This window comes from Thioclava marina, from assembly GCF_002020135.1.
In the GTDB taxonomy this organism is placed as follows: Bacteria; Pseudomonadota; Alphaproteobacteria; order Rhodobacterales; family Rhodobacteraceae; genus Thioclava; species Thioclava marina.
This window is the reverse complement of the sequence record NZ_MPZS01000001.1, coordinates 927,777-953,012: the sequence shown is the minus strand read 5'-3', so window position 1 is coordinate 953,012 and position 25,236 is coordinate 927,777. Positions and strand designations below refer to the sequence as shown.

At 63.7% G+C, this 25,236-nt stretch carries 19 protein-coding genes and 1 pseudogene; 10 read left to right on the top strand and 10 right to left on the bottom strand.

All coding sequences use genetic code 11. The features are described from left to right. Nucleotides 1–8: 8 nt before the first annotated feature. A complete protein-coding gene (locus BMG00_RS04535) occupies nucleotides 9–866 on the bottom strand; it encodes a prephenate dehydratase (RefSeq protein ID WP_078524852.1) in 858 nt (285 codons plus the stop codon). 205 nt (nucleotides 867–1,071) lie between these two features. Between BMG00_RS04535 and BMG00_RS04530 the strand changes: the two genes are divergently transcribed. The 8 genes from BMG00_RS04530 (at nucleotide 1,072) to BMG00_RS04495 (ending at nucleotide 13,764) form a co-directional block, all read left to right on the top strand. Further along, on the top strand, nucleotides 1,072–1,617 hold the full coding sequence (locus BMG00_RS04530) for a c-type cytochrome (protein WP_078573506.1): 546 nt from the start codon (nucleotides 1,072–1,074) through the stop codon (nucleotides 1,615–1,617). Between the two features lie 242 nt (nucleotides 1,618–1,859). Then, nucleotides 1,860–3,680, top strand: a complete 1,821-nt coding sequence (locus tag BMG00_RS04525; protein WP_245794997.1) for an extracellular solute-binding protein — start codon at nucleotides 1,860–1,862, stop codon at nucleotides 3,678–3,680. A 32-nt stretch (nucleotides 3,681–3,712) separates the two neighbouring features. Next, on the top strand, nucleotides 3,713–4,870 hold the full coding sequence (locus BMG00_RS04520) for a microcin C ABC transporter permease YejB (RefSeq protein WP_078524846.1): 1,158 nt from the start codon (nucleotides 3,713–3,715) through the stop codon (nucleotides 4,868–4,870). Next, entirely contained in the window at nucleotides 4,870–5,982 is a 1,113-nt protein-coding gene (locus BMG00_RS04515; protein ID WP_078573504.1) for an ABC transporter permease, read from the top strand. Before BMG00_RS04520 ends, BMG00_RS04515 begins: the two co-directional genes overlap by 1 nt. Next, complete coding sequence (locus tag BMG00_RS04510) at nucleotides 5,979–7,589, top strand: ABC transporter ATP-binding protein (RefSeq protein ID WP_078573503.1); 1,611 nt, start codon at nucleotides 5,979–5,981, stop codon at nucleotides 7,587–7,589. The genes BMG00_RS04515 and BMG00_RS04510 overlap by 4 nt, the downstream gene beginning before the upstream one ends. Beyond that, nucleotides 7,586–8,812: a glycosyltransferase gene (locus tag BMG00_RS04505; protein ID WP_078573502.1), complete on the top strand. Its 1,227-nt coding sequence runs from the start codon at nucleotides 7,586–7,588 to the stop codon at nucleotides 8,810–8,812. The genes BMG00_RS04510 and BMG00_RS04505 overlap by 4 nt, the downstream gene beginning before the upstream one ends. A gap of 90 nt (nucleotides 8,813–8,902) precedes the next feature. Further along, nucleotides 8,903–10,384, top strand: a complete 1,482-nt coding sequence (locus BMG00_RS04500; protein WP_078524838.1) for a Y-family DNA polymerase — start codon at nucleotides 8,903–8,905, stop codon at nucleotides 10,382–10,384. After that, nucleotides 10,381–13,764, top strand: a complete 3,384-nt coding sequence (locus tag BMG00_RS04495) for an error-prone DNA polymerase (RefSeq protein WP_078573501.1) — start codon at nucleotides 10,381–10,383, stop codon at nucleotides 13,762–13,764. Before BMG00_RS04500 ends, BMG00_RS04495 begins: the two co-directional genes overlap by 4 nt. Before the next feature lie 158 nt (nucleotides 13,765–13,922). Here the strand turns inward: BMG00_RS04495 and BMG00_RS17465 are convergent, their stop codons facing one another. The 6 genes from BMG00_RS17465 to BMG00_RS04470 form a co-directional block, all read right to left on the bottom strand. Next, nucleotides 13,923–14,138, bottom strand: coding sequence for a hypothetical protein (locus tag BMG00_RS17465; RefSeq protein WP_146642556.1), 216 nt, complete (start codon nucleotides 14,136–14,138; stop codon nucleotides 13,923–13,925). 289 nt (nucleotides 14,139–14,427) lie between these two features. Continuing rightward, nucleotides 14,428–14,724, bottom strand: a complete 297-nt coding sequence (locus BMG00_RS04490; RefSeq protein WP_146642554.1) for a hypothetical protein — start codon at nucleotides 14,722–14,724, stop codon at nucleotides 14,428–14,430. 251 nt (nucleotides 14,725–14,975) lie between these two features. Further along, nucleotides 14,976–15,890, bottom strand: a complete 915-nt coding sequence (locus BMG00_RS04485; RefSeq protein ID WP_078524829.1) for a glycoside hydrolase family 26 protein — start codon at nucleotides 15,888–15,890, stop codon at nucleotides 14,976–14,978. A 32-nt stretch (nucleotides 15,891–15,922) separates the two neighbouring features. After that, nucleotides 15,923–17,665, bottom strand: coding sequence for a glycosyltransferase family 2 protein (locus BMG00_RS04480; protein WP_078573499.1), 1,743 nt, complete (start codon nucleotides 17,663–17,665; stop codon nucleotides 15,923–15,925). A gap of 71 nt (nucleotides 17,666–17,736) precedes the next feature. After that, entirely contained in the window at nucleotides 17,737–18,711 is a 975-nt protein-coding gene (locus BMG00_RS04475) for a UDP-glucuronic acid decarboxylase family protein (protein ID WP_078524825.1), read from the bottom strand. A 432-nt stretch (nucleotides 18,712–19,143) separates the two neighbouring features. Beyond that, a complete protein-coding gene (locus BMG00_RS04470; RefSeq protein WP_078524822.1) occupies nucleotides 19,144–19,575 on the bottom strand; it encodes an autoinducer binding domain-containing protein in 432 nt (143 codons plus the stop codon). A gap of 97 nt (nucleotides 19,576–19,672) precedes the next feature. Here BMG00_RS04470 and BMG00_RS04465 point away from each other — a divergent pair, with 97 nt between their 5' ends. Further along, on the top strand, nucleotides 19,673–20,278 hold the full coding sequence (locus BMG00_RS04465) for a helix-turn-helix transcriptional regulator (protein ID WP_078573498.1): 606 nt from the start codon (nucleotides 19,673–19,675) through the stop codon (nucleotides 20,276–20,278). Between the two features lie 72 nt (nucleotides 20,279–20,350). Next, nucleotides 20,351–20,872: pseudogene (locus BMG00_RS04460) on the top strand (acyl-homoserine-lactone synthase); the annotation flags it as partial. Nucleotides 20,873–21,095: 223 nt separating this feature from the next. Here BMG00_RS04460 and BMG00_RS04455 read toward each other — a convergent pair. The 3 genes from BMG00_RS04455 to BMG00_RS04445 all read right to left on the bottom strand — a co-directional run bounded on the left by BMG00_RS04455 (nucleotide 21,096) and on the right by BMG00_RS04445 (nucleotide 25,219). Further along, the gene (locus BMG00_RS04455) at nucleotides 21,096–21,527 is read right to left on the bottom strand and encodes a universal stress protein (RefSeq protein ID WP_078524816.1); all 432 of its coding nucleotides are present in this window, start codon (nucleotides 21,525–21,527) and stop codon (nucleotides 21,096–21,098) included. Beyond that, the gene (locus BMG00_RS04450; protein WP_078573497.1) at nucleotides 21,524–24,136 is read right to left on the bottom strand and encodes a TRAP transporter permease; all 2,613 of its coding nucleotides are present in this window, start codon (nucleotides 24,134–24,136) and stop codon (nucleotides 21,524–21,526) included. The genes BMG00_RS04455 and BMG00_RS04450 overlap by 4 nt, the downstream gene beginning before the upstream one ends. A gap of 108 nt (nucleotides 24,137–24,244) precedes the next feature. Further along, entirely contained in the window at nucleotides 24,245–25,219 is a 975-nt protein-coding gene (locus BMG00_RS04445; protein ID WP_078524812.1) for a TAXI family TRAP transporter solute-binding subunit, read from the bottom strand. Nucleotides 25,220–25,236: the final 17 nt, after the last annotated feature.

Below are 25,236 nucleotides of genomic sequence, written 5' to 3'. Positions count from 1 at the left end.
GCGTCCGATCAGTCCTCGCGTTGGGGATCGGCCGGGTAGACCCCGAGAATCTCGAGATAGCTGGTGAAATAATCGAGCTCTTCGAGCGCACGCTGGAGCGCCGGATCGTCGGGATGGCCCTCGACATCGGCATAGAACTGGGTCGCGGTGAAGTTGCCGCCCACCATGTAGCTTTCGAGCTTGGTCATGTTCACGCCATTCGTCGCAAACCCGCCCATCGCCTTGTAGAGCGCGGCCGGAATGTTGCGCACGCGGAAGACGAACGTGGTCATCATCTTGTCGGCGCGCCGCGTCCGGTCGGGTTGTTTGCCCATGATCAGGAAGCGTGTGGTGTTGTGGGCGTGATCCTCGATGTGGCGCGCGAGGATGTTGAGCCCGTAGGTTTCGGCCGCCATGTCGGAGGCGAGCACGCCCACCGAGCGCGTCTGTGTCTGCGCAAGCTCTGCAGCAGCGCCTGCGCTGTCGGCTGCGGCCTCGCCCTTGATGCCGTATTTCGACAGGAAGCTCGCCGCTTGCGGCAACAGCACCAGATGCGCGCGCACCTTCTCGAGTTCCTCGATCTGGACGCCGGGCAGGGCCATCAGGCTAATGTGGACGCGCACGAAGGCTTCGTCGAGGATATGCAGCCCCGACTCGGGGAGAAGGCGGTGAATGTCGGCCACCCGGCCATAGGTCGAATTCTCGACCGGCAGCATCGCGAGATCGGCCTCGCCGCGCTTCACCGTGTCGATGACATCCTCGAAGGTGTGGCAAGGCACGGCCTCGAGACCGGGGCGCGCGTCGCGGCAGGCCTGATGCGAGTAAGCGCCGGGTTCGCCCTGAAAGGCGATGCGGCCCGTGCGTCCTGCCTGACTTGTCCCGCTCATCGCTTCACCCTCCGACCATCAGTCCCGTTGCGACTGCCTAGCCCGTGAGGGGCGCGAAGGGAAGAGGGCAGGGGCGCGCATCGCTCACGCGGCGTTATCACAACGGCGCTTGGGAATTCCGTTCACTTTCGGTAAAGTTCCCTTGATCTAAAGGGGTCCGTGCGGATAGATGCGCGGGACGACGACGCATATCTAGGGACGAGACATGTTCAACACCATGACCCTCACAAAGGCAGCCGGCGCGCTTCTGGGCAGCCTGCTGTTCTTCCTTCTCATGGCCTGGGCCTCGAGCGCGCTCTACACGGTGGGCGAAGCCGAGGATCACTCGGGCGGCGAACATGCGCAGGCCGACATGATGTCCGCGGCTCCGGGCGGGCTTCTGGATGCTCAGGAAGAAGGCGGCAACGCGGGCGCCGAAGAGCAGGTCGCAACGGTCGAGCTGGGCACCGGCGATGCGGCCAAGGGCGCGAAGATCTTTGGCAAGTGCAAGGCCTGCCACAGCCTCGAAGGCAAGAACGGCGTCGGTCCGCATCTTGATGGCGTGGTCAACCGCGCAGTCGCTTCGGTCGACGGCTTTGGCTATTCCGACGCGATCAAGGCCCATGGCGGCGAGTGGACTCTCGAAGCACTCAACGAATGGCTTGCGAACCCGAAAGATTACATCCCGGGCAACAAGATGTCCTTCGCTGGTCTGAAAAAGGCCGAGGACCGCAACGACGTGATCGCCTATCTGCAAGAGCACTCGAACTGAGCGCAGTTGCATCGGCAGATAAAGGGCCGTCCTTCGGGGCGGCCCTTTCACATTTCCGCGCGCCCCTTTACAGATTCGTAACTTGCCGGACAGGGCCATAGGCTTTTAGCTTGGTCGGACGGAAAGCGGTTTGGATCAGGGAGCAGGTGTGCATGGGTGAGACGTGCGTGGCGAGCAGGGCGATCGGGGCGAATTGGCTGGATCAGGGGCCGCGCGCCCTGAACGGTCTGATCGCGGCGGGGATGATCTGGGCGGCGCTGGCCTTCGGAGCCCATGCCCAGGACACGTCGCAAGACACGATCACCTCTTACGGCATCGCGACGCTGGGCTCTCTGAAATACCCGGCCGATTTCGCCCATCTCGATTACGCCAACCCGGATGCACCCAAGGGCGGCGAAATTTCCGAATGGGCGCCGGGCGGTTTCGACAATTACAACCCCTATTCGATTCAGGGACGCGCGGCGGCACTCTCCTCGGCCCCGATGGAATCGCTGATGGAAGGCACCGCCGATACGGTAGGCGAGCTTTACTGTCTTCTCTGCGAAAGCCTCGAATATCCCGGGTCGAAGGATTGGGTGGTGTTTACCCTCCGCGACGGGATCAAGTTCTCGGACGGCTCGCCGCTGACCGCGCAGGACGTGGTCTTTTCCTACGAGCAGCTGCGCGACAAGGGGCTGAGCTCGTTTCGCGCCGTGATCGCCCAGCAGGTCAAATCGGCCGAGGCGCTCGACGACAAGCATGTGCGCTTCGAGTTCCAGCCCGATTACCCGCGCCGCGACATCATCCAGTCGGTCGCCGGTCTTCCGGTTTTCTCCAAGGCGCAGTTCGAACGCGACAAGATCGACCTGTCGCAGACCTCCGATGTGCCCTTCATCGGCTCGGGGCCCTACATGTTCGGCAGCGTGAAGGACAACCGCTCGATCACCTGGACGCGCAATCCCGATTACTGGGGAAAGGATCTGCCGATCAACAAGGGCCGCGCGAACTTCGACAAGATCCGGATCGAGTATTTCGGTGATTACCAATCCGCCTTCGAGGGGTTCAAATCGGGCACCTACACCTTCCGCAACGAGGCGAGCTCGATCATCTGGGCCACGGGCTATGATTTCCCCGCGATGCAGACGGGCGAAATCGTCAAGGCGGAACTGCCCAATGGCAATATCGCCTCGGGGCAGGGCTTCGCGATCAACCTGCGCCGGGCGAAATTCGACGACATCCGCGTGCGCGAGGCGCTGGGGCTGATGTTCAACTTCGAATGGTCGAACGAGACCCTATTCTACGGCCTCTATGACCGGGTCGAGAGTATCTGGGAAAACTCGGAGCTTCAGGCGCAGGGCAAGCCGTCGCCCGAGGAGTTGAAGATCCTCGAACCGCTCGCCAAGGATCTGCCCGAGGGCGTCCTGACCGAGGATGCGGTGATCCCGCCGATTTCGGGCAAACGTCAGCTCGACCGCAAGAACATGCGCAAGGCGGCCGCCCTTCTCGAAGAGGCCGGCTGGGTCGTGGGCGATGACGGAATGCGGCGCAATGCGAAGGGCGAGACCCTCACCGTCTCGATCCTCAATGACAGCCAGACCTTCGACCGGGTCATCAACCCTTACGTCCAGAACCTGCGCGCGCTGGGTGTCGACGCGAAGATGGAGCGTGTCGACGACAGCCAATATGAGAACCGCCGCCGCAGCCACGACTTCGACATGATCACGACCCATCTCGGGCAGGACTACATTCCGGGCGCCGATCTCCAGCAATATTTCGGCTCGGGCGGCGCGGATGACGTGTTCAACGCGATGGGGCTGAAGAACCCGGCCGTCGACAAGATGATCCGCATGGTCGAGGAGGCCAAAACGCAGGAAGAACTGCTGCCGCGCGTCCATGCGCTCGACCGCGCCCTGCGCGCGATGCGCTTCTGGGTGCCGCAATGGTTCAAGCCCACCTATACCGTCGCGTACTACGACATGTATGATCACCCCCAGACCCTGCCGCCCTATTCGCTGGGAGAGCTGGATTTCTGGTGGTATGACGCCGAGAAGGCCAAGAAACTGAAAGCGAGCGGCGCGCTCTGAGCGACCGCCGATAAACGAGCAGAGGGCCGGACATGGGTGCCTATATCCTGCGGCGATTGCTGATGGTGATCCCCACGTTGCTGGGGATCATGATCATCAATTTCACGCTGACGCAATTCGTCCCCGGCGGGCCGATCGAACAGGTCATCGCCCGCGTGCAGGGCGAGGCGGATTCGATGCGCAACATCTCGGGCGGCGGCGATGCTGGCACGCAGAACCAGGGCGGCGTGGAGGATAGCGGCTATCAGGGCGCACGCGGGATCTCTCCCGAACTGCTCAATCAGCTGGAAGTGCAGATGGGCTTTGCGCGCGTCGTCTGCGACGAGGGCTTCACCGGCACGCCCGACCTGAAGGACCCCGCCTGCCACAAGGAGAAGATCCCCGCCTGGAAGCGTTTCGCGCTGATGATGAAGGGCTATCTGACCTTCGATTTCGGCACGAGTTTCTTCCGCAATGAAAGCGTGGTGAACCTCGTGCTCGACAAGATGCCGGTCTCGATCACGCTGGGGCTGTGGTCGACGATCCTCGCCTATATCATCTCGATCCCGCTCGGCATCCGCAAAGCGGTGCGCGACGGCACGCCGTTCGACACCTGGACGTCGGGCGCGATCATCGTGGGCTACGCGATCCCCGGCTTCCTGTTCGCGGTGATGCTGATGGTGCTGTTTGCAGGCGGCAGCTATTTCAAGATCTTCCCGCTACGCGGCCTGACCTCGGACAATTTCGATCAGCTCACGATGGTGGGCAAGGCGCTCGATTACCTCTGGCATATCGCGCTGCCGGTCACGGCAACGACGATCGCGAGCTTCGCCACGATGACGTTGCTGACGAAGAACTCCTTCCTCGACGAGATCAACAAGCAATATGTGATGACCGCCCGCGCCAAGGGCCTCGCGGAAAAGAAGGTGCTTTACGGCCATGTCTTCCGCAACGCGATGCTGATCGTGATCGCGGGTTTCCCGGCGCAGTTCCTCGGGATTTTCTTCGGCGCCTCGATCATCGTCGAGACGATCTTCTCGCTCGACGGGCTGGGCCTCTTGGGCTTCCAGGCGGCGGTCGAGCGGGATTACCCGGTGATCTTCGGCACGCTTTACATGTTCGGGCTGATCTCGCTCGTGGTTAATATCCTGTCGGACATGATGTATGTCTTCGTCGATCCGCGCATCGACTTCGAGAAGAGGGCGGGCTGATGGCGCTTTCCCCTCTCAACCAACGCCGCTGGCGCAATTTCAAGACCAACAAGCGCGCCTTCTGGTCGGCGATCATCTTCTCGGTCCTGTTCGTCGCCTCGATGTTCGCGGAGTTCATCGCGAACGACAAACCGATCGTCGTCAGCTATCGTGGCGAGCTCTATTTCCCGATCTACAAATTCTACCCCGAGACCGCTTTCGGCGGCGATTTCCGCACCGAGGCGATCTATCGCGACCCGGTCGTGCAATGCCTGATCGAGACCGGCGGGAGCGAGACCTGTTTCGATGCCGACGACCCGCAGGCGCTGGCGCAAGAGGCGCTGAAGACCGGCGAGATCGACGGCGAAAAGATCGACAAGGGCTGGATGCTCTGGCCGCCGATCCCTTACAGCTACAACACGATCAACGATGTGGGCACCGCGCCCTCGGCCCCCGATGCCGCGCACTGGCTGGGCACGGATGACACCGCGCGCGACGTGCTGGCCCGCGTGATCTACGGCTTCCGCACCTCGGTTCTGTTCGCGCTGATCGTGACCGGGATCGGCTCGGTGATCGGGATCGCGGCGGGGGCCGTTCAGGGCTATTTCGGCGGCAAGACGGACCTGATTTTCCAGCGTATCCTCGAGATCTGGTCCTCCACGCCGTCGCTCTACGTCATCATCATTCTCTTCGCGATCCTCGGGCGCAGTTTCTGGCTGCTGGTCTTCGTCTCGATCCTCTTCGGCTGGCCCGCGCTGGTGGGCGTGGTGCGCGCCGAGTTCCTGCGCGCGCGCAATTTCGAATATGTCCGGGCGGCGCGCGCCTTGGGCGTGTCGGACCGCGTGATCATGTTCCGCCACATCCTGCCGAACGCGATGGTGGCGACCCTGACGATGCTGCCTTTCGTGATCACCGGCGCGATCGGGGCGCTCGCCTCGCTCGACTATCTGGGCTACGGGTTGCCGTCCTCCGCACCCAGCCTCGGCGAACTCGCGCTGCAGGGCAAACAGCACCTGCAGGCGCCGTGGCTCGCCTTCTCGGCCTTCTTCACCTTCGCCATCATGCTCTCGCTTCTGGTCTTCGTCTTCGAGGGCATCCGCGACGCGTTCGACCCCAGAAAGGTGTTCCGATGAAACCGGTTCTCGAGGTCGAAAACCTGAAGGTCTCTTTCCGGTCGGAGGGCAAATACACCCCGGCCGTGAAGGGCGTCAGCTTCACCGTGAACGCGGGCGAGACAGTCGCGCTCGTGGGCGAGTCCGGTTCGGGGAAATCGGTGACGGCGCTGTCGACCGTGGCGCTGGTGGGCGGCAACGCCAAGCTCGAAGGCTCGATCCGCTACGAGGAGCGCGAGATGATCGGCGCCTCGGAACGCGACCTTATGGCGGTGCGCGGCAACGATATCAGCTTCATCTTCCAGGAGCCGATGACCTCGCTGAACCCGCTGCACACGCTGGAAAAGCAGATCGGCGAAAGCCTCGCGCTGCACCAGGGCGTGCGCGGCGAGGAGGCGAAAAAGCGTATCATCGAGCTGCTCGACAAGGTCGGCATCCAGAACCCCGAGAGCCGTCTGGCCGATTATCCGCACCAGCTTTCGGGCGGGCAGCGCCAGCGCGTGATGATCGCGATGGCGCTGGCGAACGGGCCCGATCTGCTGATCGCGGACGAGCCCACGACCGCGCTCGACGTGACGATCCAGGCGCAGATCCTCGAACTCTTGGCCGATCTGAAACGCGACATGGGGATGAGCCTGCTGTTCATCTCGCATGACCTCGGCGTGGTGCGGCGCATCGCGGATCGGGTCTGCGTGATGCAGAATGGCGAGATCGTGGAGCAGGGCAAGACCGAGGATATCTTCGCCAACCCGAAGCACCCCTACACCAAGAAACTGCTCGCTGCCGAGCCCACCGGCATGGCCGACCCGGTGCCCGAGAACGCGCCGGAACTGGTGCGCACCGAGCATCTGAAGATCTGGTTCCCGATCCAGCGCGGGTTGCTGCGCAAGACCATCGGCCATGTGAAGGCGGTCAATGACGCCTCGCTGTCGGTCAGGGCAGGGGAAACGCTGGGGATCGTCGGGGAATCCGGCTCGGGCAAGACCACGCTCGCGCTTGCGATCATGCGGCTGATCGCCTCCGAAGGGCCGATCATCTACGAGAACGAGGACATCTCGCAATGGCAGGCGCGCCAGCTGCGCGCGCTGCGCCGCGACATGCAGATCGTCTTCCAGGACCCGTTCGGCTCGCTCTCGCCGCGCATGACCGTCGAGCAGATCATCGGCGAAGGCCTGACCGTCCACGGCGTCGATCCGGGCCGCAACCGGCGCGAAATGGTGGCCGAGATCATGGAGGAAACCGGGCTCGATCCGACGATGATGGAGCGCTACCCGCACGAGTTCTCGGGCGGCCAGCGCCAGCGCATCGCCATCGCGCGCGCGATGATCCTGCGGCCCAAGGTGGTGGTGCTGGACGAGCCCACTTCGGCGCTCGACATGACGGTGCAGGTGCAGATCGTGGAGCTTTTGCGCAACCTGCAGAAACGCCACGGGCTCGCCTATCTCTTCATCAGCCACGATCTGCGGGTGGTGCGCGCGCTCAGCCACAAGGTGATGGTGATGAAGCGCGGCGACGTGGTCGAGGCGGGCGCGGCGGCAGAGGTCTTCGCCAATCCGCAGACCGAATACACGCGGCAACTGATGGCTGCGGCGCTCGGCAAGAGCGCGCTCGAACCCGAGACCGCATGAAGATCCTCTTCGTCCACCAGAACTTTCCGGCACAATTCGTGCATCTCGCCCCGGCGCTGGCCGCGCGCGGGCATGAGGTGCTCGCGCTGACGGTGGAGACGAACCAGCGCCCCTCGCCGGTGAAGGTCATGAAGTACCGCAAGCCCGAGGAGGTGAAACTCTCGTCGCGGCTCACCCGTCTTTATGCCGAAAGCGCGCAGCGCGGCGCGCGCGTGGCCTTCGCCGCGCGGCAGCTGCGCGATACGCACGGTTTCGTGCCGGACGTGATCTTCGGCCATTCCGGCTGGGGCGAGACGTTGTTCCTGCGCGAGGTCTGGCCCGAAGCGAAACTGCTGATCTATGCCGAGCTGATGTATCGCACGACCGGGATGGATACCGATTTCGACGCGGAATTCCAGAATCCCGGCCTTGAGAGCCGTATCTCGACCACCGCGCGCTCGGCCCATCTGATCCAGGCGATGGTGCAGGCCGATGCCGGTCTTTCTCCGACCGGGTTTCAGGCCGCGACCTTCCCCCCGGAGCTGCGCGCCAAGCTGACCGTCTGCCATGACGGGATCGATTGCGCGCGTCTCGCGCCGAACCCGGACGCGCGGTTTTGCGTGCCCGAAACCACGCTCACCTTCCGCCCCGGCGACGAGGTCCTGACCTTCGTGAACCGCTCGCTCGAACCCTATCGGGGCTATCACTCCTTCATGCGCGCGCTGCCCGATGTGCTGGCCGCGCGGCCCGACGCCCATGTGCTGATCGTGGGCGAGGAAGGCCAGAGCTACGGCGGCGCCCCCAAGGATGCGACGAGCTGGAAACAGAAATTCCTCGACGAGGTGCGCGACCGTCTCGATCTCAGCCGCGTGCATTTCCTCGGTCGCATCCCCTATGCCGATTTTATCGACATGCTCCATGTCAGCCGCACCCATGCCTACCTGACCTATCCGTTCGTGCTGAGCTGGTCGCTGATGGAATCGATGGCGGCGGGCTGCGCGGTCGTGGCCTCCGACACCGCCCCCGTGCGCGAGGTGATCACCGATGGCCAAACCGGGCGGCTGGTGGATTTCTTCGATATCCCCGGCTGGTCACGCGCGCTGACCGAGGGGTTGGCAGCGCCCGAGCGTTTCGCGCCGATGCGTGCCGCCGCCCGCGCCCATATCCTCGATCGCTACGATCTGCGCACCCATTGCCTGCCGCGGCTGATCGCCTTCGTGGAAGGGGCGGTGGCGCAAGACTGATCCGCCGGCTTTGCAGACTCGACTCCGAAAGGGGGCGGAATTAAAAAGAACAAAATGTGAACAAATGACTCGAATCCTGGGCTCTGCGAGATGTTCGACGGGCGCGCGCGGCGTATCCTCTCCCTCTGGTTTCCCCGGCTGGCCAGCGACCGGGTTCTGCGCGCGCGGCCCATTGAGGCCCCCTTCGCGCTGGTCCTGCGCGAGGGAAATACAGACCGGCTGCATTGCCTGAACGCCGCGGCTGAGGCGCAGGGTCTCGGCCGCGGCATGGCGCTCTCGGAGGCCCGCGCCTTCTGCCCCGACCTGCAAACCGCCCCTGCCGACCCCGCCCGCGAGACGCAATTTCTGGAGACCCTGCGCCGCTGGGCCACACGCTATTGCCCTTGGGTGGGACTGGATGGCGAGGATGGTCTGGTGCTCGACATCACCGGATCGGATCATCTGTGGGGCGGGGAAGAGGCGATGATGGCCGAGATGGCCGCGCGGCTCGAGCGCGCCGGGATCGCGGCGCGTCTGGGGTTGGCCGATACCCGGGGCGCAGCCTGGGCGCTGGCGCATTTTGCCCCTGGTCGGGCGGCCGCGCCGGGCGCGCGGTTGTCGGCGCTCGCAAAGCTGCCCGTCGCCGCGCTGCGCCTGCCACATGAGACGGTGACAGGGTTGCAACGTCTGGGGCTGCGCGAGATCGGCGATCTCATCCGCACGCCTCGCGCGCCGCTTGCGCGACGGTTCGGGGCGGGGCTGATGGCGCGGCTCGATCAGGCCTTGGGCGATCTGCCCGAACAGATCTCCCCCGAACCCGATCCTCCCCATTACGGCACCCGCCTGACATTGCCCGAACCGATCGGTCAGCAGGCGGATGTGATGGCCGGGATCGAGCGGCTTCTTGCGCGGCTCTGTGCCAAACTCAGGGAGAACGAGGCTGGTGCGCGGGTGCTCAGTCTCACGTTGCGCCGGGTCGATCAGGCCAGCCAGCAGGTCGAGCTGCGCCTTGCCGCCCCCCTCAGCGATCCGGCCCGGATCGCGGCCCTCTTCGCGCGCGGGATCGAGGATATCGATGCAGGCTTCGGCATCGACCAGCTGCGCCTCGCCGCCACCCAGGTCGAGCCGCTGCCCGCCCGCCAGATCGGCGCCATCGCAACCGAGCGGCGTGACAGGCTGGGCGATCTGATCACCCGGATCGGGCTGCGCATCGGGCTCGACAACGTCCAGCGCTACCTGCCCGCCGACAGCCACATTCCCGAACGCAGCTTCCTGATCGCGCCTGCCGCCTTTGCCGATCCCGAGGGTCACTGGCACCAGCCGCATCCCCGCCCGCTCCGGCTTTTCCCGCCCGAACCGGTCGACGCGGACACCCCCGACCCGCCGCGCCGCTTCCGCTGGCGCCGCCAGTCGCTCACCGCCGAACGGATCGAAGGACCGGAGCGGCTCTTGCCCGAATGGTGGTTCGACGATCCGAACTGGCGCGGCGGAATGCGCGACTATTGGCGGGTCGAGACCGGGCAGGGCTGGCGGCTCTGGATGTTCCATACCCCGCAGGATCCGGGCTGGTATGTGGAAGGGGTCTTCGCATGAGCCGCCCCTTCTTCTTGACGAAAATATCTCGGGGGACGCCCGACGGGCGCGGGGGCAGCGCCCCCTCCCTCCCGACCGGCTATGCCGAGCTTTGCACAACGTCCAACTTCACCTTCCTCACCGGCGCTTCGCATCCCGAGGAGCTGATCGTGCGCGCCGCCGAACTGGGGCTGGAGGCAATCGCGATCACCGATCGCAACTCGCTCGCGGGCGTGGTGCGGGCCTATTCGGCGCTGAAGGAGCTGAGGCGCGCGGCGGATGAGGCGCTGCGCATCCGCTCGGAACTGCAACGCGATGAAAGCTCCCGCCAGCCCATCGGCTCACCGCAGGAGCTGCTGCGTCCCGTCACCGCGCGGCTGCCGAAACTGATCACCGGCGCACGACTGGTGCTGGGCGATTGCCCGGTCGAATGGGTGGCGCTGCCGACCGATCGCGCGGCCTATCACCGGCTGAGCCAGCTGCTGACCCGTGGCAAGCGCCGGGCGGGGAAGGGGGAGTGCCATCTGACCCGCGCCGATCTGCTGGAGAGCTGCGAGGGGATGATCCTGATCGCGCTTCCCCCCGCCGATCTGGCACGCGCTTTCCCGCCGCTGCAAGAGATGCGGCGGCGCTATCCGGGACAGGTCTTTCTTGGCGCGCCGCCGCGCTATGACGGCTCGGATCAGCGCTGGTTCGATGCCTGCGCCGCGCTGGCGCTGAGGGCCTCGACCCCGATGGTGGCGGTGGGTGACGTGCTGATGCATCGCGGCGCGCGCCGGCAACTGGCCGATGTGCTGACCTGCCTGCGCGAAGGCTGCACGATCGACAGCCTCGGCACCCGTGCGCTGCCCAATGCCGAACGCCGCCTGAAAGGGCCCGAGGACATGGCGCGGCTCTACCGCCGCCATCCCGCCGCGCTGCGCCGCAGCTGCGAGATCGCGGCGCGTTGCGGCTTCGAGCTGTCGGAACTCAGCTACGAATATCCCGACGAGGTCGCGCAAGGGGAGGCCGCGCAGGACCGGCTCGAGCGGCTCGCCCGCGGGGGGCTGGCGCGGCGCAGCAAGGGCGGCATCCCCGAGCGTCACGCGGCCCTTCTGGAAAAGGAATTGCGCCTCGTCTCCGAACTGGGATTCGCCGCCTATTTCCTCACCGTCCATGACATCGTGAGCTTTGCGCGCAGCCGCGCGATCCTGTGTCAGGGGCGGGGCTCCGCGGCCAATTCGATCATCTGCTGGGCGCTCGGGATCACCGATGTCAGCCCCGATCAGATCGGCATGGTCTTCGAGCGCTTCATCTCGAAATACCGTGGCGAGCCGCCCGATATCGACGTCGATTTCGAACATGAGCGCCGCGAGGAGGTGATCCAGTGGATCTACGAGCGCTACGGTCGCGACCGCGCGGGCCTTTGCGCCACCGTCATTCATTTCCGCACCCGCGCCGCGATCCGCGAGGTGGGCAAGGTGATGGGGCTGAGTGCGGATGTGACGGCGGGGCTCGCAGGGCAGATCTGGGGCATCTCCGGCAAGGGGCCGGATCACGCGCGGCTGGGTGAACTGGGTCTCGACCCGACCGACCGACGGCTGGCGCAGACGCTCCGGCTCATCGGCGAGATCATCGGCTTTCCGCGCCATCTCAGCCAGCATGTCGGCGGCTTCGTGATCACCAAGGGGCGGCTCGATGCGCTCTGCCCGATCGAGAACGCGGCGATGGAGGGGCGGACCTGCATCGAATGGGACAAGGACGATATCGACACGCTGGGCATCCTCAAGATCGATGTGCTGAGTCTCGGGATGCTGACCTGCATCCGCAAGTCGTTCGATCTGCTGGCCGGACACGAGAAGCTGGAGATGTCGCTCGCCACGGTGCCGCAGGAGGACGCGCCGACCTATGACATGCTTTGCCGGGCCGATGCGGTGGGGGTGTTTCAGGTCGAGAGCCGCGCGCAGATGAACTTCCTGCCCCGGATGCGCCCGCAGACCTTCTACGACCTCGTGATCGAGGTCGCCATCGTCCGCCCCGGTCCCATTCAGGGCGGGATGGTGCACCCCTATATCAACCGCCGTCAGGGGCGCGAGAAGGTGGATTTCCCCTCCAGGGAACTGGAGGGGGTGCTGGGCAAGACCCTCGGCGTCCCGCTCTTTCAGGAGCAGGCGATGCAGATCGCCGTGGTCGCGGCTGGCTTCACCCCCGAAGAGGCCGACCGCCTGCGCCGCTCGCTTGCGACCTTCCGCAAGATGGGCACGATCGGCACCTTCCGCGACCGGTTCGTGGAAGGGATGCTGGCGCGCGGCTACACGCCCGATTTCGCCGATCGCTGCTTTTCCCAGATCGAGGGGTTCGGCGAATACGGTTTTCCCGAGAGCCATGCCGCGGCCTTCGCGCATCTCACCTATGTCTCGTCCTGGCTCAAATGCCACCACCCCGCGATCTTCGCCTGCGCGCTGCTGAATTCACAGCCGATGGGCTTCTACGCGCCTGCCCAGATCGTGCGCGACCTCCGCGAACACGGGGTCGAGGTGCGGCCCGTCTGCGTGAACCATTCGGGCTGGGACAACAGCCTCGAGCGCCGCGCCGACGGGGCCTTGGCGCTGCGCCTGGGCTTTCGCCAGATCAAAGGGTTTCGCGAAGAGGATGCGGGCTGGATCGTGGCGGCGCGCGGGAATGGTTACCCCGACCCGGAGAGCCTCTGGCTGCGCGCTGGCACGCCGCCGCATGTGCTCGAACGGCTCGCCGAGGCGGACGGGTTCGCCGGGATCGGGCTGACGCGCCGCGATGCGCTCTGGGCGGTCAAGGCGATCCGGGCACCCGCGCCGCTGCCCTTGTTCAGCGATCCGATGGATGGCGAAGGCGGGCGCGAACCTGTGGTGGAGCTGCCCGCGATGCATCTGGGCGAAGAGGTCGTCGAGGATTACGTGGCCCTGCGCCTGAGCCTGCGCGCCCATCCGATGGAGCTGCTGCGCCCCTCGATCCCCGGCCTTACGCCGCATTGCGAACTGGTCGGGACGGGGCAGAACCGGGTCACCGTCTGCGGTCTCGTGATTACGCGCCAGCGCCCCGGAACCGCCTCGGGGGTGATCTTCATCACGCTCGAGGACGAGACCGGCGTGAGCAATGTCGTGGTCTGGCCGAAGCTTTACGAACGCTTCCGCCGGGCGGTCATGGGCGGGCGATTGTTGTGCGTCTCGGGGCGGCTGGAGCGCGAGGGGATCGTGGTCCATCTGATCGCCGAGAGGATCGAGGATCTCTCGCCCCGGCTGGCCGATCTGGGACACCCGCTCGACGATGTTCTGGGGCTGACCGCACCGCAGGCCGACGATGCTCCGCGCCCCCGCCCGCAGACCACCGCACGCCATCCCAGAGAACAGGCAAAACGGCTGTTCCCCAGTCGGGACTTCCACTGATCGCCAATCTGAACGGAAGGGCAGAAGGGCCCCCGCGCAGTGGCATGTCGATGACCCGCAATGCGCTCCTCTCTCCCTGAAAGAGGGCGGATCGCGCCTTGGGAAGATGCCTCTCGACATGGTCACGAGACCTCGCAAACCTCCTCTCGCGCCCCTCGTCATAAGGTGTGCGGAACCGGCAAGGCCACCATCGCGCGGCCGAGCTCGACCAGAACCTTGCCAAGCGCGATCTCGCACGGGTGCAGGCGCAGCTCGAACGACGCGAGATCCGCTCGCCCATCGACGGGTTCGTCATCACGCGGATGATGGGGCCGGGGGAATATGTCTCTTCGTAATCGCCCGTGGCGCAGCTTGCGCAGATCGACCCGCTTCATGTCGAGGTGTTCCTGCCGACCGCGATGTATGACCAGGTCGCGAAAGGGCAGGTGGAAAAGGTCTGTCCAGCGGCGCCTCTGAGCGGGGAATACGACGCGATGGTGATCGTGGGGGACAAGGTCTTCGACGCGGGCTCGGATACGTTCGGGGTGCGTCTGGTGCCGGCCAATCCCGAGGGCAAGCTACCCGCCGGGATCGATTGCACGGTCAGTTTCCCCCCAACCCTGAGGGGGAATGCAAAACGGCCCCGAGGGGGCCGCAAAGCTGATGGTGCTGTGGGGAGCCGGATCAGCGCTGATAGCAGCGCGATTTCGAACCGAAGCCCGAAGGCGAGCAGATCCAGCTGCCGGTGCCGGGCGAACGACGGCTTGCGACGCGCTCCGCGGGTCGGTCATCGCTCTTGCCGCCTGCGAGCCAGTCGAAACGAGCGCTTCCCTTGCCGGCGACGCTTTTCACCGCGACCTTGATCGGAGAGATTTCGAGCATCCCCGCCTGCTGTGCATTGGCTGCGCCGAAAGGCGCGGCGATCACCAGAGTAGCCGCGAAAAGGCCGGCGGCTGCGGCACGAAAGATCGTGTTCTGCATCATTGTCCTGCTCTGCCGAGTTGCGATCACTAGGCCAGTCCCGCGTCGCGCGAGCCCGGTCCGTTCCGTTCTCATTAGGCGCAGGTTTGGTTAATCAAACGTTACCGGTCAAGGTTGTTATTCCCGCGGCGCAAAGGTGGCGCTTTGATGGCGCAAACTGAAAATGCCGCGCAGCTGGATTTCCTGCGCGGCATCAACATCTTGTCGTGATCGCCCCGTGTCGGCAAAAAATTGCCGCTAGGGGTGGTAGGTCAGCTCAGGACCTGGTTCTTGATTCGCCAATCCGGCGTGCCGAAGCCCTCCGGCCAGGGATAAACCTCGATCTGGTTGAAATAGCTGACACCGACGAGGCTCGGGTAATCGGGCTTCTCTTCGCGTATGCGGTTCTTCCACATGTCGACATAGGCCTGATCGCCCACATAACCGAGCTCGGCCACCGCAACGGGCTTGCCGAAGGCCGCGGCGCGCTCGTAGCGCGGACGGAAGATGTCGTCGAAGGTCCGGTCGCGGCCGTATTTCGCCTTGTCCCAGGCCTGAAGGCCGAAAACGGTCAGGCCGATGATGTCGGCATATTCGTCACCCGGATAGTAATCGGCCATGTTCTCGTCACCGAGCGGCGACCACATCAGTGAGATGTCGGGCGCGTATTGCTTGGCGAGATCGGTCATCCGGCGATAGGCCGAGATGTAATCATCGGGTTTCCAATCCGACCAGATGAACTGCCCGGTCTTGTCATCCATCTCATGGGCGAAACGCAGCGTGACGGGGCTTTTGAGCGTCGCCAGAACTTCCGCGATCGCGATCATGTTCGGATCGTATTCGCCGCGCTCGATGCCACGGCGCAGATATTGCGCGGTGTTGCGCTCGGAGCGCGACCAGGTCCAGGGCTCGAGCGTAACGAGAAGCGCGCGGTTCCGCGCGAGCGCATATTCGTCCGCATCGTTGAGCGAGGGCAGGTATACGTCTTCCCACGGCAGGAAGAGGTGTTCGATGACGACGCCCGTCTTGTCGGCGAAATCCCCGTCGGGGTCATAGACGCCAAAGGGGAGGGTGCCGGGCGGGACCTCGACGGGGGCTGCTGCCTGTGCCTGTCGCATTGACAGGGACAGACCCAGAGCCGCCGCTCCGGCCATCACGCCTCGGCGCGTTATGTTGTGGTGTTTCATACCATTTCCCTCCTTCAAATTCGCGTCCCCACCTAGTCTTTCCAAGCAGGGCTTACGCGAAATTTCGGTTGTCCCGGCGCGCCCATTCCGGCGCCCGAAACGATGTATTCGACTTTGGCCAGCTGAACCGATTTCAGTCCGACCATCAATGCATAAAGGCTCTCGCTGCCGCGCAGCCAAAGCGCGCTGAAGCCGAGTGCGACGATCATGCTCAACGTGCCCATCTGGACCGCCATGTCACGGGGCCAGCCCCGCCAATCGATCTGCACATGCCGTGCGCGCGCGCCGAAGATGACGCTGAGCAGGACAAAGTAGAAAGCCGCGTTGAAAAACGAGAGCAGGTAGAACCCCCGCGCTTCGGTCACATTGCCGACGAGCAGCACCGGAAGCAGGGCGCCAAGGGCGAGCCCGCCATAGACTGCGATGATCCTCTCGGGCAGTACGAGCGACGCCGCTTCGCCCTTTGGCGTGATGCGGAAGTCGACGAATTTCCCCGAGAGCCGATCGTACACTGCCATTAGGACCCCTGACAGAACCCAGGGCCATTGCATCATCACGAAGAGGGCTTTCTCCCAGGCGATGATCTTGGCGTCCTTGGGGCGGAAAAACTGATCGTGGCGCAGCATGAAGGCGAAGATCAGGGTGAGAATGCCCGCAGGCAGCACATGGCCGATGAAGGCGGGATAGGTCACATCCGCGAAGCGCAGGTCGAAGGTCACGGCGATGATCGGTGCTATATACATCATCGACATCGACAACGCGAAAAAGACGTACCAGCTCTGGCAAAGCACGAACAGGAACTTGAGCCGGAACGGCATTTTGCCGAGATAGCAGGGCGTGTAGCGCAGAAGCAGGCTGAGCAGCGAGCGCGACCACTGGAACTCCTGCGTCACGAGATCGGTCACGGTGGCGGGCCCGTCTCCCACCGCGATCGCGTCGATCGCGTGCACACCGCGCCAGCCCGCTGCGTTCATGAGCATCGTGGTCGAGTGATCCTCGGCCAATTCCGGCCCGAGACCGCCGGCCTCTTTCAAAGCCGTCGTGCGCACCGCGTAATGCGAGCCGATGCACATCGGGGCCAGCGCGCCGGTGTAACCAGCCTGGAACACGCCATGGAAGGCGGCTTCGAAATAGAGGCGCGTGCGCGCGGCCCAGCTCTTGTCGGCATTGGCCGCACAGATCGAAGGCGCGCTGACATAGCCCACGTCGGGATCGGCGAAGGGGCGCAACATTTCAAGGAGATAGCCCGGGCTTGGCACGTGATCGGCGTCGAGCTGACTGACGATGTCGTAGTCACGATAGCCCCAATGATCATAGAAATAGGCGAGGTTGCCTTCCTTGCATCGCGTGCGACGTGGCCATGTCGCCTGATGATAGGCGTCCACACCCTTGCGCGACGAGACTTTCACCCCATGCGCCGCACACCATGCGAGAGTTTCCGGCGCCGGGTCTTCATCGGCAAGCCATGTGTCATGCGGATAGTCCTGCGCCAGCATCGCCTCCAGCGTCTTGCGCACCACGTCGAACGGCTCGGAGGGCGTCTTCGTCGTGATCATCGCAACCCGCCATCTGCCCGGCTCAGGGTCCGGAGAGACGGCGCGCTGCGCCTGCAGGAAGACGACCATGAAATAGAGCTGCATCGCCAGCAGCCACGCCAGCGTTGCCGTGATGATCAGGAAGGGTGGCCAACTTAGGATGTGAACCGGGTCGAGCCACCAGCTCCAGAAATAGACGGTTGCGAGAAGCCACAGAGCGATCAGCGTGCGGTATCGCATGGATTGCGACCGGTTCAGTACCGGAGCGAGATAACCTGCCGCCTGCGCGGCGCGTATCTCAGGCCTTAATATCACGCAACGCCTCCAATCTCCCTCCCGACGAGACCCAACTCCGAGCGGAAATAGGCGATCGTCGGGGCAAGCCCCTCGGTCAGACTGACCGTCGGCGCCCAGCCTAGCATGCGCCTGGCGCGACCGATATCTGGACAGCGCTGGTGCGGATCGTCAACAGGGCGTTCAGAATGGACGATCTGCGAGCGCGAATTGCACATGTCGCGCACGATCCGTGCGATCTCGCCGACACTGAACTCGCCGGGATTGCCGAGATTGACCGGCTCGGGGCCAACCGTTTCGCTTTCCATCAGCGCAATCAGCCCCTCGATCAGGTCGTCCATGAAGCACAGCGAGCGGGTTTGCATGCCGTCACCGTAAATGGTGATCGGCTTGTCCGAGAGCGCTTGGGTGACGAAGTTCGACACCACGCGCCCGTCGCCCGGGTCCATGCGCGGGCCGTAGGTGTTGAAGATCCGCGCGATGCGGATATCGACGCCGCGCGCCTCGTGGAAATCATGCATCAACGTTTCGGCGGCGCGCTTGCCCTCGTCGTAACAAGAGCGCGGGCCGACCGTATTGACCACGCCGCGATAGCTTTCGGGCTGCGGGCTGATCTCGGGGTCGCCATAGACCTCTGACGTCGACGCTTGCAGGATACGCGCACCTTCGCGCTGGGCCAGCCCGAGCATGTTCAGGATGCCGAACACGCAGGTCTGGAAGGTATGGATCGGATCACGCTGGTACTTCGGCGGCGAGGCCGCGCAGGCGAGATTGTAGATCCGGTCGATCCGGCCCGAGATCTCGAGCGGCGCGATCACGTCGTGCTGTCGGTACTCGAATGCGGGATTTCCCAGCAGATGGGCGATGTTGCTCAACCGGCCCGTCTGGAGGTTGTCGACGCAGATCACCGAATGCCCCCTCTCTATCAACCGATCGCTGAGATGAGATCCGAGAAAACCCGCCCCACCCGTTACGAGACAGCGCAGCGCCATCCCTCTTTCACGTCGCGCGCGATCTCGCGCGTTGAAACGCGGCAGTTCCGTCATTGTCCTTCCCCCCACAGAAAGAACAGGTACCCCACAGAATAAACGCCACTCCTGCTGGCAGCAAAGGAGGATAACGGCGTCTCCGTAAAATCCCTGAGTTAACAATATTCAATAGGGTAGGTAACGTCTTTAATGCAGATCAAGGAAAACAGAGGGCGCTCGGGTGCAATCACGTGGGATTGTCTGAAAGTGGTATTCGGAATGATGAAAAAAACACGCTCAGGTTGTATTGTCTGAGCGCCATCGTGTTTCGATTTTCCTTCCCGGCGCCCCTTAACGATTCGCGGCGCTGCGGAACGCACGAGTTGGCCTGATCCGCGCGACACGCCGCAAGCGGCTGAAAGCCGGAACTTTTCGGGATGCGCGCGGCAGCGGCACTCAGAGATCGGAGAGGTTTTCCGTCATGTCGTGCAGCCTCTGGGTCAGGGCCAGAAGATGTTCGGCCTCGCTGTCGCTGAACGGGCCCGAACTCCGGGTGAAACCCGAAATCGAGCGCGAGCTGTTCGGGCCGACAGAGCAGGTCAGCCCGTTGCGCAATCCGAAGGCCTCCGCCTGAGAGACGATGCCCAGCGGGTCGGGCAGGTCAGCCCAGCGGACCATGCCCGTTTCGCGCAGCCCCCAGAGCACCACGGGATCTTCGATCATCATTCCGTGTTCGCTGTAATGGTCGAGCCATTTCTGCGGATAGGTGCGATAGAGGATGTTCGGGCGCGTGAAGCGAATGTGCAGGGCGAGCGCGAAGCCGGTGTCGCAGATCGCACTCAACTCGTCGAGTGTTGCCGCTATTTCTTTACGGTTTGCTGTTTTCATCGCCGACTTTCGTCTTTAGGTTGTTCCTGTCTGGCCCGACTGCGACCCCGGAACGGTAGGGCGAGTGCATTCGGAGCGCAAGTGATTTGACCAACTGATGGACATCAGGGACTGCGATACACGTCTACAGGCCATCGCACCAGCCGGCTTTTATGTTGCGCTGCGCGTAGGTTATGCTTTTCCCGAGTCCGAGCTCAACCGACTGGATAGCACATGGGTGGATCGCTACACCCAGGAAGGGCTGGTGGTCCAGGATCCCTCGATGCGCTGGGTCTACGGCAATCTCGGCTGGGTGCGCTGGGATGACATGAGGCTCGAAGATCCGCGTGGCGTGCGCCAGATGGCACGGCAGATGGGGCTGCGTTTCGGTGCGACGGTCTCTTTCAACGATCCCCATGACGTTGGCCGACGCAGCTATGCCGTGCTGTTCCGCTCGGATCGTGATTTCACCGATGAGGAACTCGACGAGGTGTTCGCGATGCTGCGCGAGCTGCATCTCGATGCTTCGCACCGCTCGCTCACCGCGGCTGAGCTGGAGGCCATCCGCTACCGGGCGGACGGGCTTCTGATCAAGCAGATAGCGGCAGAGCTCGACATCAGTGAAAGCGGGGTGAAGGCGCGGTTGACATCGGCTTCGCGCAAGCTTGGTGCAAAGAATGCCATCGAGATGCTGGCTATTGCCACTTCGAGGCGATTGATTTAGGTAAACGCAACCTAAAATGGTGTATTGTTCATAAATTCATGGTTTCGATTGGGTATCCAGAAGGAGAACCCAATGCAAAACTGCACCTTTGAATTTTCGGAACTTCACCGCTTCGGCACCGCGTTTTACGATTTCCTGCGGCTGCGCAAGCAAGTCTTCGTCGACGAACTGGGCTGGGATGTACCCCATAACGACGACGTGGAAATGGACCAGTACGACACGCCGCTTGCCCATTACTCGCTCGTTCTGAAGGATGGGCGGGTGGTCGGCGGGGCGCGGGCGATGTCGACGGCTGCGATCTGGGGCGGCAGCACCTACATGCTGCGCGACGCGCATCTGGGCAAGCTGCCTCATATCCCGCCAGAGATCCTGCCCGACGAGATCGCCAGCCCCGAGGTCTGGGAATGTACCCGCCTCGTGATTTCGGAGACGCTGACGACCCATGCCGAGCGTGCCGCCTGCCTGCGGATGATCGTCGACGGATTGGTGGAACGGGCGCTTGCACGCGGTGCGAGCGAGCTGATCTGCCTGTCGTCGCTTGCATTGATGCGGGCTCTGCGCCAGCTCGGCTATGATGTGAGCCGCATGGGGCCAACCTATCGCAACGATGAGGACGGGCGCCAATATGCGGCGTTGCGGATGCCGGCGGAGTATTCGAACCATCGCCGCGCCGAGCTGGCCGGAGCCTGCGTGCTTGCCGGGCGAGGCGAGGCCGCGGTCTATCAGCCCGCAGCCTAGCTGGTGCACCGATGGCCAGAACGCGGACGGGGCGCAACGCTTTCGCGCTGCGCCCCGTCAATTGCCGTCGCTGGAAACCTCAGCGGACCACGAAGACCGAGCAGTTCGAGTGGCGCACCACGCGCGCGGCATTCGGGCCGAGCAGGTAGTCGCTGAGATCCGGGCGATGCGCGCCGAGCACGATCAGATCCGCGCCGTCCTTTTCCGCGACGCTGATGATCTCGTGATAGGCGGTGCCGACGCCGACGATATGGCGCACTTTCGAATTTGCTTCGGCGCCGATCACCTCGCTCACGAATTTTGCGAGCAAGTCATGGGCGTGTTCCTTGGCCTTGGCGGTGTGATCGTCCGAGAAGAACGCGCCCACGACCGCCGATCCGTAATCGGGCACCACGGTGATCACGTCGAGCTGGGCGCCCTCCATCGTGGCCAGTTTCTCCGCCCATTCGAGAACCTTGCGTTCGGTCTTGGGGCGGTTGATGTCGATCGCGCAGAGAATGGTCTTGGTCATGCGGTTTCTCCTTGGGCAAAGGCCTCGTCGTCTTCCTTGCGGCGATATTGCAGGAAGGCGACGAGGCCGAGCAGCAGGAAGGCGGGAATGAACATCAGCTCTTTCGGGAGCTGGTCATTGGGCACCTTCACATTCGACAGGGTCACCGGCGTATCGCCATAGAAGTCGAAGCCCTGCAGTTTCTGTTGCAGTTCCGTGCCGAACATCGGCTCGTCCGCGACCATCTTGCCATCGGTATCGGTCACGCTCAGGCCAAGCTTGTCGAGCTTTTCCTGACCGTTGGTACCCTCGGGCACCTTCACCAGGACAGTCGTGTCCTTCGCAACACCCGTGTCGTAATCCGGGCCCGAGAAGACGAGACGCAGCTCTCGCCCGACCGGCGCCTTTTCGAGACGCTGCACGATGTTGGCGGGCGGGATCTCGGTATAGGGCGGCTCGACCATGTTCATGAAATAGCCGGGACGGAACAGGGTGAAGGCGACCAGAAGCAGCGCTACCGTTTCCCAGAGCTTCGAGCGAGTGATGAACCAGTTCATCGTGCCTGCGGTGAAGACGAGGATGCCGATCGTGGCGATGATGAAAACGAAGATCGCCTGATACCAGGTCACGTTGATCAGCAGCAGGTCGGTGTTGAAGATGAACACGAAGGGCAGAGCGACGGTACGCAGGCTGTAGAAGAAGGCGGTGAAACCGGTCTTGATCGCGTCGCCGCCCGACACGGCCGCGGCCGCGAAAGAGGCCAGGCCCACCGGTGGTGTCACATCGGCCATGATGCCGAAATAGAACACGAACAGGTGCACCGCGATCAGAGGTACGATCAGGCCCGATTGCGCGCCCAGATGGACGACGACGCCCACCATCAGCGAGGAGACCACGATGTAGTTCGCCGTGGTCGGGAGGCCCATGCCGAGGATCAGCGACAGGATCGCCACGAAGATCAGCATCAGGATCAGGTTGCCGCCCGAAAGGAACTCGACGAAGTCCGCCATCACCTGACCGATCCCGGTTAGCGAGACGGTGCCCACGATGATCCCTGCGGTGGCGGTGGCAAGGCCGATCCCGATCATATTGCGTGCGCCGTCGATCATGCCGCCGATCAGGTCGAACAGACCCTCCTTGAAGCGACTCATCGGGGCGCTCTCGCCGCGGAACATTGCCTTGAGCGGTTTCTGGGTCAGCAGGATGAAGAACAGCAGGAAGGACGCCCAGAAGGCGGAGAGGCCGGGAGACTTGCGCTCGATCATCAGGAAGTAGACGAGAACCACGATCGGCAGCAGGTAATAGAGGCCCGCGGTGTAGATCTCCTTGATGTCGGGCAGCTTGACGATTTCCGAATTCGGGTCGTCGGGTTCCAGCTCGGGCGCCTTGGCGGCGATCCAGACGAGCGCGACATAGGCCAAAGCAACGAGCACCGCGAGGATCCACCCCGCGCCTTCAGGCACGAGTGAGGTGATCAGCTGCACGGGGAATTGCACCGCGTAGCACAAAGCCGCGAAGCCCGCGAAGAAGGCGAACATGCCAAAGGCGGTGCGCCAGACCGAGACCACGCGGTCGCCGATCGTCGGCATCCGGCTCTTCACCGCCTCGAGGTGGACGATGTAGAACAGCGCGATGTAGGAGATGATCGCCGGGACGAAGGCGTGCTTGATGACCTCCAGGTAGGAGATGCCGACATATTCCACCATCAGGAAGGCGGCAGCGCCCATCACCGGCGGCATGATCTGGCCGTTGACCGAGGAGGCCACCTCGACGGAGCCCGCTTTCTCGGCGGAAAAGCCCACGCGTTTCATCAGCGGAATGGTGAAGGTGCCGGTGGTGACCACGTTCGCAATCGACGATCCCGAGATCAGGCCAGTCGCGGCCGAGCCGACGACGGCGGCTTTCGCCGGACCGCCGCGCAGGTGACCGAGCGCGCCGAATGCCATCTGGATGAAGTAGTTGCCTGCACCGGCTTTCTCGAGCAGCGCGCCGAAGAGGACGAAGAGGAAGACGAACTTGGTCGAGACCCCAAGCGCGATGCCGAACACCCCCTCGGAGGTGATCCACATATGCGACATCGCCTTGCGCAAGCTCGCGCCGGCCCAGCGGATCTGCTCGGGGAAGAAGTCCGACGAGCCGAAGAACACGTAGCACAGGAAGAAGATCGCGAGCCCGACCATCACCGGGCCAAGCGTGCGATAGGCCGCGATGAACAGCAGCACCAGCCCCACAAGCGAGACATAGGCGTCGGTCGCATCGGCCAGACCGCCGTTGTCGACGATCTTCTGGTAGAAGAAATAGCCGTACATGGCGAGCAGCGCGCCGCCGACGCCGAGGATCCAGTCATACCAGGGCACGTAGCTCTTGGGGGATCCCTTGAACAGCGGATAGGCCATCGCCGAGAGGAAGATCGCATAGGCCAGGTGAATCTGGCGCGCGTTGTTGATCAGATCGCCGGGCAGCACATAGGGCCCGATCGGCGAGGCCAACATGACCTGAAACACCGACCAGCTCAGCGCCACGATGGCGACCATGAGCCCGACCCAACCCTTGGGGCTTCGTGCCCCGCTGTCGGAAGCCTGGACGAGCTCTTGCAGTTCCTGTTCGTTCAAGGCGCGATTTTCCGCCATCGTTCCCCCTCGCGGCCCGTGTCGGCCGTCCGCTCACTGCGGGATATTCTGAAATACGAAACGAAAAAGGGCGGGCACGCAAGCGCGCCCGCCCAAGTTGTGAAGGGCTTATTTAATCCAACCCTTTTCTTTGTAGTATTTCAGAGCGCCCGGATGGATCGGTGCCGAAAGACCTTGGGTCACCATCTCCTCGGGGGTGAGGTGCGCGAAGGCCGGGTGCAGTTTCTTGAACTCGTCGAAATTGTCGAAGACCGATTTCACCAGAGCGTAGACGACATCATCGGGCTCGTCTGCCGAAGTGACCAGCGTCGCACGCACGCCGAAGGTCTGCACGTCATCGGCGTTGCCGCGATACATGCCGCCCGGGATGGTCGCGGTGGCGTAATAGGGGTTGTCGGCGACGAGCTTGTCGACCGCATCGCCGGTCACGTTGACGAGCACCGCGTCACAGGAGGTCGTGGCTTCCTGGATCGAGCCCGAGGGGTGACCCACGGTGTAGACCATCGCGTCGATCTGGTTGTCGCACAGCGCCTTGGACTGCTCCGAGGCCTTCAGCTCGGTTGCGAGCGCGAAGTCGGAGGTCTTCCAGCCCATCGCGTCCATCAGAACTTCCATCGTGCCGCGCTGGCCCGACCCGGGGTTGCCGATGTTCACGCGCTTGCCCTTGAGATCGGCGAAGTTCTTGATGCCGCTATCGGCGCGCGCGACGACGGTGAAGGGCTCGGGGTGGATCGAGAACACCGCGCGCAGGCCTTCGAACGCGCCCTTGTCGGCGAATTTCGAGTCGCCCTTGTAGGCGTGATACTGCCAGTCCGACTGGGCGATGCCGAAATCGAGCTCGCCGTCGCGGATGGTGTTGATGTTGTAGACCGAACCACCGGTCGACTCGACCGAGCAGCGCACGCCGGTTTCCTTGTGGTTCTTGTTCATCAGACGGCAGATCGCGCCGCCGGTCGGGTAATAGACACCCGTGACGCCGCCGGTGCCGATCGTGATGAAGGTTTCATCCTTCGCCATCGCCATCGGTGCGCTCAGCGCCCCCGCGACAGCGGCAGCAAGGCCGAGTTTGAAGAGTTTTTTCATTTCTGACTCCCGTTGGT